We start from the raw sequence: 12,785 nt of genomic DNA on the forward strand, positions 1-12,785 counted from the left end.
AGGGTAGGTGTCAATGCGTTAGATTTTCACAAGTATTTTAGTTTAATCTCGTTGCGGCTTTTTTCAGCGCCAGACTACATCCTATGATTAGGACGGCTGTCGCAATCAGATATCCCAGGCAGACATTTATTCCTTGATCTTCAAGACAACTTGCTGTTCCATCGAAGAGCGGGAACAGCGATGCCCATTTAGCAAAGGAAAGCCCCATTGCATTTAGCACTACCGGCACAATCAGCAGCAGAACCGACGTGAACAGCGCCAGCAGATGGTTCTTTAGCCATTGAGAGAGAACCAATGTGACCAACAACACGCAGACTAACGTCAACAACTGCAGCAACACCATCAACAAAATGAATACGATGATTGGCACATCTACGCCAATCTCCCTGCATTGGGGCAGAGCCATAGACGATGCAGTCATTTGATTTAGAGGACAGCTCTGCACGACTTGCAGCACCTGGCAAAGCCAGCCTAGGAGAAATACCGGCAATATAGTTACCATACAGAGAATTACTTTACTCCGATAGACTTTTTTCCTTCCCGCCACCGTGGACCCCAAAAGATACCACGATTTTTCCCTATATTCCATCGAAAACACGGCGCTGAAGGAAAAGATGATACAAGCTGTCAAAAGAATGAAATCCTGCAGCCTGTTGTTGTCTGCCAGACCCAGAAGAAGAACATAACCCGTATCATATACGAACTTTCCTCCTGTCTCTTTCACGTAGTCATACTGATTGAGCACTTTCTGAAATGCTGGATAAAAGGCTGTCTCGCTGTAGTAAGGAGATTTCATATTTTCTCCTTCCTGCTTACTAACTTCTCCCTTAGACACCATCTCCTCGATTTGGCTTATTTTTTCGAATGCGTTCTCATAGCGATTGTTTTCCTTCTCAATGAGAGAAGTTTTCTCAGGCGTCAATTCTCCCGCCAGATCCATCATCATGTTTTGATAATAGGTTTCTGTCGGCGTCAGCGTATAAGTTTTTGTCAGATGCTGATATCCGAATAGCAGTGTGAAGGCCAGTAATACCACCAGTGCCCGGTTCATAATCAAAATCTTATATCCCTCGTGGCGGTAAAGGTTTACATGGGGCTTAAAATGAGAAAAAGCTGGCAGCTCTATTCTGCTGACTTCCAGATTTTGACTTTGCACAAATGCTCTGACTGCAAAAACGGCAGCGCAAAGACTATATAAGATCAAAATAAACCAGGACAGGTGAAGGCGCGATACAGGATGACCAAATAAGTTAAAGTTCAAGTAAGCACCATATAATTCCTCAGTATGCAGCAGTCCTATGGGATTTAAATATTTCAGCCAGTTAACTGCTGCACTGGCTGGCACCAAAAGATACAGCAGCATACTGCTTCCCATTAATACAGTTCCTGCCAGATAAGGCAAAAAGCTTTGCTTTGCTAAAATCGCCACAGATACCAAAACTGCACCAATCACAAAGAATACGATCGTCTTCGTAATCAACCCTAATGCCAAATAAGTCAATACTGATATCTGCAGATTGCTGCCCATGTAGCTGGATATCGACTGTAAACTGCGGAATAAACTGCCCACACCTGTTGTTGTCGCGAAAAATGCCAGATTTACTCCATAGAATAACGTTGTAACAGTAAAACAGTGGATTGCTAAAGCGGCCAGTTTTGCCGCGATGCTCTTTGTTCTCCCTGCGGGAGTAGACCTGGTAATCAAAAACAACTTTTTTTCTTTTTCTTCATAAATCAACGCTGAAGCAAAGAGAAACACCGATAGCAATAATAGCAAATCCGTCATTTCAGGCGAATCCGCAGAGGTGATTCCCTTTGATGGGGAGAATTCCGTGCGGATAGAAGAAAGTGCTTCATAATCTGCCGCTTCTTTTTTTAAATTACGGGCTGAAAAACTTTTTCCGCCCTCAGAGGAAAAGACGGAAATTCCTTGCAGGGTATTTTTTCTTTTTTCTATATCCGCCAAATAATTGCCATAATGAAATACCCTTCGGGCTTCGTCATATATTTCAGTAATTAATGCGGTTTCCTGCTGCAGAGAATCTGTATATTTCAAGTAATTTCCTGAGATGAATTTCTCGTAATACTTCTCAAAAATACCCGGATTTTCAGCCTTTGCTTTTTTCTCCATGGCTTTGCCCATGTTTTTGTCAGCAAAGTTGCGGTAGTTGAGGACATTATTAACCACATTGGCACCTTTGACATCATCGCAAAGAAGCTCTATAAACTTCTTTTTTTCTGGCTCTGTCAGTTTTTCCATATCCCGCTGCACTGCCTTATATGAGGATAGAGGAGGGGTTTCACTATCCGGCAGGTTCGTGTACCAGAGAAGAAACACGTTGAGGATGATTAGAACTGCCACGGATAGTAGAAAGCTGGGTTTTCTCCATATCTTATCCAGTTCAAAATGCAGGAGCCTAATCATGGTGTGCCTCCTCTCCAAATACGGTCATATATACCGTTTCCAGGTCAGATGCCCCTTCAAACTTGGCGCATAAGGCATCTACACTGTCCTTTGCTGCGATTTGACCTGACTTGAGCATGATGATCTCCTTGGCAATGGACTGAATATCTGAAACTACGTGTGTTGCCATCAAAATGATTTTCCCTTCAGAAAGCGCTTTAATTTTTTCTCTGATATTCACACGTTCCTTTGGATCGAGCCCAGCTGTCGGCTCATCGAGAATTAACAGCTTTGGGTCTCCCATGATTGCCTGGGCAATTAAAAGGCGCTGCTTCATGCCGCCAGAATACGTGCCGATAGGGCGGTCCATCTTCTCCAGCAAGTTGACGGAATTCGCAGCTTCCTCTATTTCGCCCTTTATTTTTTCTTTGGGAATTTCCTTCAAAGCACCCATATAGCTGAGAAATCGGCGGCCAGTGAAAGTGTCATAGAGACCCTGCTGCTGTGGTGCATAACCCAGAATTGCCCGATAGGCCGCACCCAGTTCCTTAATCTGCTTGCCATTCCAGAGAACTTCGCCGGTATCCGGTGATAGATTTTCTGTGATGATGTTCATCAAGGTAGATTTACCTGCTCCATTGGGACCTAAAATCCCATAGATTCCTTCTGAAAGAGAAAGGGAAATATCCTGCAAGACAAATTTATCACCATATTTTTTGGAAACTGATTTTAGTTCTAACATATTTTCACCCCTCATTCAAATATGCCCATACCAGAACTGATCAGGTCGATGGTCTGATAATTTGACTTACCTGTGTACAAATCCTTTTTACTAATCAAAGCGTATTTAGCACCATTGAGGTTATACTGACCTTCATACATCGGATCTTTTTTAGCGTCATAGTCATAGAGAACAAGGAACTGATCTGCAAGTTCCGCTCGTATTTGTATATCTCCCTCCATGGAAGTCATTTTTAATCCCGATTTTTCAATACTTCCATCCTGCAGATTTACAAAGCACATAGTAAAATCCGTTTTTTCGCCATCTTCAGCGCTCCAGGAAGAACAGCGAAGAACATCGTCATAGGCCTCATCAATACAGCTGTCTGCCGTTTCAGCCAAGGTTCTTTTTTTCTTCGTTTGCAAATTAATCTGTTCAATCTTATTTTCTCCCTCTGTGGATAGATAGAGACAGTCACCTGCTACTTCATAGGTATTGATTTTTTTATTTTTTGCTTTGGCAACTTCTTCTGTTTTACCGTCTGTAATATTTAAAACAGCAAAAGAGGCGTAGGATTTCTGATATGCATCTATATATTGATTGTCGTCCATCATCTCTTTGTCAGAAAGTTCATGATCAAAGATAGTCCGTTGCATGACAAGATGATTGCCAAAGGCTCCTATGATAGAAGCGTCTGTATGCAATTCACACACCTCGCGTATCCTCCAATCACGCAGACCCAGTCTGACCAATTCTCTTTCCGAAGAGGCAAAATAGGTGGTTTGGTCATCAACCTCTTTGCTAGAGACTTTTTTTGTAATAAAGTAGAGAGAATCACCAGAAGCCATTACCAAGTCCTCCAGAGATAATGCCTCGTCGAAGGTATAGACTTTTTTCCGATCTGTTCCGTCAGGATTCATTCGGTATAGCGATGCCGGCGTACTAACAAAGGCCGTGTTATCTCCATCCATAGCATCTGAGGACCCATTGTGATCGATGGACCATCCTCCTGACTGATCTTGATCGTGTGCAAAGAGATATAGATAACCGTCATAGTAAAACAGGCTGCTGCCGGGTAAAATTTCTTGGTCACTGAAAACTGCCGGACAGTTCTCTGAATCGTGTTCACAGCCGGGGCGATTGCAGAGATAGATTTCTTTTTTCGTCTCGTAATCCATATACATCATACGATATCCGACGCTAGCATTTTTCAACGGTATACTGTCCTCTCCAATATAGTAATAGCCTTTTTCATTCGAGCAGTTGAGTCCTCTCTCGTTAACAATTGATAAATCAACATCTTTCGCATTGTCCCCCTCACCGTCCGTCTGATTACTCTTTTCCGAACAGCCTGCAAAAGAAAAAAACATGGTCAGCATTGTGAGTGCTACAATCAATTTTTTCATAAAAATAATCTCCTTACCTGTATTTGATAAGGAGATTATAAGAGAGGAAGGTCAAAAAACTGTCAAGACCTTATATTTATTTCACGGATACTCTGACTTCTGCTTTGGCACCGCCTTCCGGTCTATTGGAGAGTTTTAAAGTGCCGCCGTGTTTCTTGCACAGAATCCGACTGATAATCAGACCCATACCCATATGCCTGTCTGTACCGTTTATTGAAAGGGTATATCGCTCTTGATTTTTGATCACTTTTTCTGCAAAGCCCTTGCCATCGTCTTCCACCAAAATACACAGCATGGATTCTTCCAAGGAAAAACTGATGTCTATCTTTCTTTTGGCAAAACGCAGGGCGTTGGTGAACAAGTTCTCTAATATGCGATAAAGTATTTGTCCGTCTATTCTTTTCTGGCAGGCAGGAATGGAGATGTGTACTTCCACTTCCATCTGCTCTGCCATATGGATAAAATCTTCTGTCATTTCTATGAGAAAGTTGGGCAAATCCCGCTCTTCAGGATGGATTTCCAAGTCCTCTAAACTCTGAATATCTTGAATAGAATTGGTATAGTGCTCCAGCCTCTTTGCCGCAGTGGACAAATTCTCAACAGTGTGCAGAAGCTTTTCCTGCGATAAGATGCCCTTTGGGATATTCTGCTGCAGATACTCTGTATACCCCTCAATGATAGAAATGGGATTTCGAAGGTCGTGGGCAACCGAGGCCTGCAACATTCGTCGTTCCTCCAGCATGTTCCATACCTTTTGATTATTTGCATACAAGGTCTGTCTCATCATTTCGAAAGAATCACATAAATCTCCCATCTCATCTTTGCCGTCGTAGACGACAGTAAAATCCAGACTTTCTTTTGCAATGTTCTCCGTAGCCTCTGACAAAATCTCAATAGGTTTTTGCAATTTTTTTCGATAGAACCAGAGCGCACAGAGCAAAACTCCGGCGACAGAATAGATGGCTGGCAGTCCCACCATAGCCGCAGAGAGCAGGGAATAGGCCGCTTTTCTCTTTGGTGACAAAGAATCAAAACTATTCTCAATTTTATCTATGGAATATTTAGAAATTTCTTTGATTGAAGGTTTGATTTTATTATTTCCCTCAAATGCTTCAATAAGAGGAATGTTGTCTTCTTTCCCAAAGGTGACAAGCTGGGTAGAAGTAGTCTGGGTTCCGTCAAAATAAGTTGTCGTCAAGTGCAGATAGGCCTGATTTTTATCTGGCATAACCCACTTTTGCAAAGCTGTGCAGCCCCAAATAGACAAAAAGGAGAGGAGGATAATCATAAAAACAGTAAAAAGCATCGCGTAAGTAAAAGAACTCTTTAAAGACTCCGCTTTTTTTCTCTTTATCTGTTCCATTTATATCCCATCCCCCAAACTGTTTCAATATACTCTTTTCCCGATGCTTCGTAAAGCTTTGTGCGTATTTTCCGCACGTGTTCTTTTACTACAGCGCTGTCGCCTTCTGCATTAAATCCCCATACTTCTTCATAGATGTGTTCTTTGTCAAAGACATGGTTACCGTTTGAAAGAAGAAATTCAATGATATCGAATTCTCTCTTTGAAAAAGGAATTTCTTTCCCTTCATAGGTGACAGTTCGTTCTGACAGGTTAACAAGCAGCCCCTGGGAAGAAAGCAGTTTTGGTGCCATACGATTTCTGGCATCGCGGCGAAGATGTGCCTCAACCCGCGCCGTCAGTTCCTGCAGGCTGAAAGGTTTCGTGATATAATCATCACCGCCGCTGGCAAAACCATTTATCTTATCCTGTTCCGTGATTCTGGCAGTCAAAAAAAGAATCGGACAGACTACAGATTTGCGGATTTGTTTACACAAAGTCATGCCGTCCAGGTCTGGCATGTTGATATCGAGCAAAATCAAATCTGGCTGCACCTGGAGCTGCGAAATCGCCGTCTGCCCGTTATTGGCAGTATAGACCAGATAACCACAGGCGCTAAAATGATCAAAGAGCAGTTCCGTCAAAATTGTCTCATCATCTATAATCAATAATTTCTGTTTCATTGCCATCCCTCCACTTTTAGATAGTATAACCGGAAAAAGTCAAGATTTGGTCAAAGGAATTGTCATTTTATATGTGTATCAGCGGTGCCAGGGCAATACCCAGCTGAATCAGAACGCTGGCAAATTGCATCACCGTATTGTAGATCAGCTTGCTTTTCCTGGCCTTTTTTTGACTTTCCCTGCTGTCCTCTGCTTCGTAGGTTTTGAGCTTCAGCTTATGTACAATCCAGGCCAAAAGCCAAATGAGTGCTGGCAGAAACACCGAGAAAAAAACGATAGGCTGTAAAAAAATTTCCCCTAAAGTCGTGAGCATGCTTTGGGTATCTAAAGACAGAATCACCTTTGCGACAATTACGAGGACAGCAACGGCAGCCAGTCCTCCGATAATATAGTTAGAAGGGTTTCGCTCCTTTTCTTCTCTCCGGTTTCGATAAAAATTATTATCGCCGATACTTTTTTTAGTCTTGTAAAAAACATTGCCGCCGTACTCGTCTATATATTTAAAGTCAGCTTTTTCATTCTCCGTCATTTTTTCATAGTCGTCCTTTGACATGACGCCGATTTTGCTGCTGTGGTCGTGATGTCCCGTATATTTGAGCTTTGCCCAGCCCCAGGAAATCCCTCCAAAAGAGTAACCGTCCGTCAACATATCCGTCAAAAAATCCAGGCTGTCACGATCCGCTGCCTTATTTCCCAAATAAATAATCATAGTTCCTCTCTCCCTTACCCCTCGATGGTTTCTAATTTTGCCCGGAAGGTGATGGTGCGCGGCGTCTCAATATGATCGAATTGAATCACGTAAGCAGCTTTTCCTATATCTACTTCCACAATTGTACCCACACCAAAAATTTTGTGCTCAACTCTCTGTCCACTGGCAAGAAGCTGACGCTGTGAGTCAGCAAAGAGATATCTGCTGTTAAATGCAATATAATCCTGCGCTTTGGTTATCAAAGACTGCTCTGGCTTTCTGGTATAGGACAGCAGCCCTGGGTCGATGTCCAAAAGAAAGCGGGAAGGATAACGCGGAGAGCCATCAAAGTTGCGTCCCTCAGCCTCCGTAAGATACAGGGCACGCTCCGCCCGCGTCATAGCGACAAAAGCTAAGCGACGCTCTTCTTCCATGGCCTGCAGGGTATTGGTCTTCTTCGATGGAAAAATTCCCTCATTCATAGCACATAGAAAAACATAGGGAAATTCCAATCCTTTCGCGGTATGCACCGTCATAAGCTTGACCTTATCACTGCGATCTTCTGCATCGCTGTTGCTGAACAACGCGATATGAGCCAAATAATGTTCTAATGTACTTTCCTCACCACAGGAGGTTTCATATTCAAAGACAGACTGTTTCAGTTCCGCCAAATTGTCGAGACGCTCCTGACTTCCTTCGGTGCGGAGCATCTTCTCATATCCGCTCTCATTGAGAATGGCAGACAGAACCTCAGAAATCGGCCTTTCTGTATAATCTGCTGCAAAGGACTCTATCAGTGCAACAAAAGAGGCAGCCCTTGTTCCTTTAAAAATTTCGTCTTCCAAATTCTTTATTAATGCATCATAGAGGGTGCATTGTTTTTCGGCCGCATACTGTTGTAAAAATGTCACACGTCTCTGCCCGATATTCCTCTTTGGCACATTGACGATGCGCAGAAAAGACAGGTCATCTTTGTAGGCAATCATACGTAAATAGGAGAGGGCATCCTTAATTTCCATACGTCCAAAGAACTGGACACCACTGTAGATAGTATAGGGAATTTTTTCTTTCAAAAGAACTTCTTCGATAGTTCTCGTTATATAATGTGCGCGATAGAGAATGGTTATATCACGATAGTGAGTACCTGCTTCAAACAGTTCTTTCATTTTATCTGCGATAAAAGTGGCTTCTGACCTGGAGTTATCAGCGTGATGGCAGAAAACTGGCGCTCCTTCATCAAGCACAGGCAGAAGTTCTTTTTTAATACGGTTTTTATTTTTCTCGATCAGGGAATTAGCGGCGGAGAGAATCTGCGGCGTGGATCTGTAGTTCTGCATCATCATAATCGTTCTGACATCAGGAAATTCCTTGTCAAAGTCCAACAAGTATTTCACATTGGCTCCGCGCCAAGTGTAAATAGTCTGATCTGGATCACCTACAATGAATAAATTCTTATGATAGCCGCACAGGACCTCCATCAATTTGTATTGTAAGTCGTCGATATCTTGGAACTCATCAATCATGATATATTCCAGACGTTTCTGCCATTTTAGACAAATCTCTGCATTCTCCTCAAAGATATAGAGAGAAAATTTAATCAGATCATTATAGTCTAAACCAAAACACTTTTTTTCTTGATAAAGATAACCATAGAAAATAATATCTGACGGTTCCATCGCTTCTTCATATTTCTTACGCAGAGTGTCTAAGGACATGGTAATCATATCCATATAATATTCTGGTTCCTTAAAAATCTTGCGAATTTCAATCATGTCCCGGGCCTTGCTGAAGGTCATATTTCGCAGTGTCAGATTTCTTTCTTCATAGATTATTTTCAGCATCGCATCAATATCGGAGTTGTCCAAAACCAGGAAGCTCTTTGGATATTGCACGGCATGACTGTCCTCTTGCAGAATAGACACGCAGAAGCCATGAAAGGTGTTGATGTATCCAGTATCATTATCACCTGTCAAATTGTGTATGCGCTGACGCATCTCGTTAGCCGACTTGTTTGTAAACGTAACACAGAGAATATTTCCAGGCAAAATGCCGATTTCATTGACCAAATAGGCAAATCTCTGAGAAAGAGCTCTTGTCTTGCCGGAGCCTGCGCCAGCTATTACGCGGATAAATCCTTCCGTTGAAGTAACCGCCTCCTGCTGCGCTGCGTTCAACCCCTGTATAAAATCTTCCACCGCTTCACCCCCTTGATGATTTTACCTCTCGGCAGTACCGCTAGGTCATGAAATCATTATACTGTATCTGAAATATAAATCAAGTGCTATAGAGAGCTGTAAATTGAAGAAGAACTTTGCAGGCAACGGAAATCGCTCTCTCATCAAACAAAATGGACGGATTGTGCAGAGGCAGCTTTGACGAGGCCAGCTCATTAGCAGTGCCGACTCTAAAATAGGCTCCTGGAATATCTCGCAAGTAATAGGCAAAGTCCTCCATTTCCATGGAAGGTTTCTGCAGCTGATCTATCGGTCCCATTGCCACACAAGCGGCAGCTTCTTCTACATAGGCCGATATGGTCTCATCGCAAAGCAACGGATCTACGCCTTTTAAGACCGTGACTCTCCCTGAACCGCCCATAGCTGCAGAAGTATTTTGTACAATACGGCAAATAGCCTTCTGCATGTAGATACGATCTTTTTCAAGAAGGGCGTGTATGCTGCCCTCCATTTCGACAGACGCTGCAACAGAATCATCAGAAGTACCTCCCACTATTTTACCAATAGTAATTACAGCTGATTCTGTAGGACTGCATTCACGCGAAACAATATGCTGCAGCTGTTGAACCACATAGGAGGCAATTAATATTGGATCAACACATTGGTGGGGGTGCGCTGCCGGACCACTTTTGCCTTCAATTCTAATTTTAATAAAATCTGCAGCTGCCATCATCGGACCTCGACGTACACCTACACTGCCGGCTTTCATCTCAGGCCAGCAATGGAATCCTAACATCACATCCGGCTGCAAAAACTCTAAGGCCTGATGAGCAATCATATATTTTGCACCTTCTCCTGTCTCTACTGACGGTTGAAAAATAAAACCTACACTGCCATGCCATGAATCCTTTGTTTCTTGTAAGATTCTTGCACATGTTATGGCTGCCGCCACTTGAAGGTCATGGCCGCAGCAGTGGCAGGCATTTTCATTTTTTGCTGCAAATGGAAATTCACTTGTTTCTTTCACAGGCAGAGCATCTATTCCTACACGGATACAAATATGCTTACCCCTGCCGGTTCCTTTGACTCTCGCCACTAAGCCTGTTTGAAACGGTTCGGTAATGGTATCGATGCTGTTTTTCATCAACTGTTTATGAATATAATTGGTCGTCTTTTTTTCATTGCCAGAAATTTCTGGGTGTTGATGAAGATAACGGCGTATCTTAACTGCATCTTCATTATAATCCTCTGCCAACTGTGAAAACCTTTCTCTTACTCTCTGCATTACTTCACAACCTTTCTTTTTTTCTATAATACAATGCAAAAATAATGCCAAGAATAAAGTATCTGCAGTCTGCATTTTGCTGTCAGAAGCATAGAATAAGTCGGTAAAAATTACCGACTTAGCATTTTTTACCGACTTGTTTTATTTTTTAATCAATTCATATTTTATAATTTTATTTCGTAATCCCTTATCACTGATTCCCAACCTTTCTGCAGTTTTCCTTCGATTCCATTGATTATCTTCCAGAGCCTGCAGAATGATTCGTTTTTCTGCTTCTCTTAACGTCAGTCCAGAAAAATTTTTCATATAATTGCTGTTTAATATATCTCCTGTTTTTATTACTGCGCTCACTTCCTCTGGCAGATCCCCCGCTTTTATTATTTCTCCATCAGACATAATCATAGCATACTCCAAAACATTTGATAACTCTCGGATATTACCTGGGAAATGATAATTCAGCAAAAGCCTTTCTGCTTCTTCCGAAATACAACTCACATTTTTTTTCTGTTTCTTATTATATAAACTGATAAAATGGCTGCACAGAAGAGGGATATCTTCTCTTCTTGCTTTCAGTTCCGGTAGTTTTATTTCAATAACTTTTAATCTAAAGTAAAGATCACTTCGAAAAGTTCCTTCTTCGACCATCTTTTTTAAATCTTTATTTGTTGCAGCAATCACCCTGATATTCAATTTTTTGACCATATTGCTACCAATAGGTGTAATCTCACGTTGTTGCAAAACTCTGAGCAATTTTGCTTGTAATGTCAGTGGCATATCGCCAATTTCATCAAGAAAAACAGTTCCATTATTGGCATATTCAAACTTCCCTTCTTTATTGGCAATCGCACCTGTAAACGCGCCTCTTTTATGGCCAAAGAGTTCTTCTTCCAATAAAGTTTCCGGAATAGCTGCACAATTCACATCTGCAAAGTGATATTCTTTTCTTCTGCCGGAATTATGAAGTGCCCTTGCTGCTAGTTCTTTACCGGTGCCGCTCTTGCCTGTTATTAATACACTGGTATCCAGATTTTTTACTTTTTCTATCATCTGAAAAACGGCTTTCATTTGTCTGCTTTTACCTATAATCCCGTAATATACATATTTTTCTTCTAAGTTTTTGTTTATATACTCTACTCTTTGATTTAAATAGCGATAATTTAGGGCTTTTTTAATGACAAAAAATAGTTCTTGTATATCGAGTGGTTTTATCAGATATGTATAGGCACCTTTATGAATTGCTTCTATAGAAGAATTGACAAGTGCACAGGCTGTCATTAAAATGACAATGGCTTTTTCATCAATTTTTTTTATCTCGTCTAAAAGAGCAACACCATTCATTTTTTCTAATCTTATATCCATTAGACATACTGAAAAATGATCTTTTTGAAAATAATATAACCCATCTGGTGCATTATCGACAATATGAACTTCATAAAAAGTTTCCAGAGCAAAGGCTATCGAGGTACAGACGTCTTCCTCATCATCAATAATTAAAATTTTCTCTTTCATTTAGAGATTTCTCCTTTCTTCAACAGATAAACACAACATTGTTTGTAATCTTTACTATAAAATTACACTGCAAGTTACCATAATAAATTAAATATTTTTCTTTTAATGTATTATCTTTATATTACAATTTTCATCTGTCAAATACCAGCATTTTTAAGTAAAAAAAATGTGAAAATTCGCTTATAGACTAATTCCCTATGAATTAAAAAAGACGGCACTTGCCGTCTTTTTCGTATCATTCTTAGTCATCCCAGTCATCATCATAATCGTCGTCATCGTAATCATCGTCATCATCATAGTCGATGCGATCTTTATCCCAACCTATGATGACACCAGACGATGCATTGATTTCGAATTCGTATTCATAATTTCCAAGTCTGGCTTCACCCTCGTAGATATAGATGCCATCATCTTTTTCTAAGTGAATCTTAGTAATTGTCGCACCCGGAATCTTTGCCAGTACAATACTCTTGGCTTTTTCTGCAGAGATTAATCCACTGTTACTATTGGAAGTATTGCCAGAGTTTGAGCTTGCATTCCCTGTATTACTGTTGCCGCCAGATCCCGTATTAC

At 41.3% G+C, this 12,785-nt stretch carries 10 protein-coding genes; all 10 read right to left on the minus strand.

All coding sequences use genetic code 11. The features are described from left to right. Positions 1-37: 37 nt before the first annotated feature. The 10 genes from ACMQ5W_RS07660 to ACMQ5W_RS07705 all read right to left on the minus strand — a co-directional run bounded on the left by ACMQ5W_RS07660 (position 38) and on the right by ACMQ5W_RS07705 (position 12,702). The gene (locus tag ACMQ5W_RS07660) at positions 38-2,425 is read right to left on the minus strand and encodes a hypothetical protein (RefSeq protein ID WP_419024667.1); all 2,388 of its coding nucleotides are present in this window, start codon (positions 2,423-2,425) and stop codon (positions 38-40) included. Then, on the minus strand, positions 2,418-3,146 hold the full coding sequence (locus ACMQ5W_RS07665; protein ID WP_419024668.1) for an ABC transporter ATP-binding protein: 729 nt from the start codon (positions 3,144-3,146) through the stop codon (positions 2,418-2,420). The genes ACMQ5W_RS07660 and ACMQ5W_RS07665 overlap by 8 nt, the downstream gene beginning before the upstream one ends. Before the next feature lie 11 nt (positions 3,147-3,157). Then, positions 3,158-4,531: a hypothetical protein gene (locus ACMQ5W_RS07670; protein WP_419024669.1), complete on the minus strand. Its 1,374-nt coding sequence runs from the start codon at positions 4,529-4,531 to the stop codon at positions 3,158-3,160. Positions 4,532-4,607: 76 nt separating this feature from the next. After that, positions 4,608-5,894, minus strand: coding sequence for an ATP-binding protein (locus ACMQ5W_RS07675; protein WP_419024670.1), 1,287 nt, complete (start codon positions 5,892-5,894; stop codon positions 4,608-4,610). Further along, positions 5,882-6,556 (minus strand): response regulator transcription factor, encoded by a 675-nt coding sequence (locus ACMQ5W_RS07680; RefSeq protein WP_419024671.1) that lies wholly within the window; start codon positions 6,554-6,556, stop codon positions 5,882-5,884. Before ACMQ5W_RS07680 ends, ACMQ5W_RS07675 begins: the two co-directional genes overlap by 13 nt. Before the next feature lie 67 nt (positions 6,557-6,623). After that, complete coding sequence (locus tag ACMQ5W_RS07685) at positions 6,624-7,265, minus strand: hypothetical protein (RefSeq protein WP_419024672.1); 642 nt, start codon at positions 7,263-7,265, stop codon at positions 6,624-6,626. A gap of 14 nt (positions 7,266-7,279) precedes the next feature. After that, positions 7,280-9,439 carry an ATP-dependent helicase gene (locus ACMQ5W_RS07690; RefSeq protein WP_419024673.1) on the minus strand — a complete coding sequence of 720 codons (2,160 nt, stop codon included), beginning with the start codon at positions 9,437-9,439 and terminating at the stop codon, positions 7,280-7,282. A gap of 79 nt (positions 9,440-9,518) precedes the next feature. After that, entirely contained in the window at positions 9,519-10,703 is a 1,185-nt protein-coding gene (locus ACMQ5W_RS07695) for a M20 metallopeptidase family protein (protein ID WP_419024674.1), read from the minus strand. Between the two features lie 141 nt (positions 10,704-10,844). Further along, complete coding sequence (locus ACMQ5W_RS07700) at positions 10,845-12,212, minus strand: sigma-54-dependent transcriptional regulator (RefSeq protein WP_419024675.1); 1,368 nt, start codon at positions 12,210-12,212, stop codon at positions 10,845-10,847. A gap of 241 nt (positions 12,213-12,453) precedes the next feature. Further along, positions 12,454-12,702 (minus strand): PepSY domain-containing protein, encoded by a 249-nt coding sequence (locus ACMQ5W_RS07705; protein WP_419024764.1) that lies wholly within the window; start codon positions 12,700-12,702, stop codon positions 12,454-12,456. Positions 12,703-12,785 lie beyond the last annotated feature (83 nt).

It is taken from the genome of Emergencia sp. (assembly GCF_048465375.1).
GTDB lineage: Bacteria > Bacillota > Clostridia > Peptostreptococcales > Anaerovoracaceae > Senimuribacter.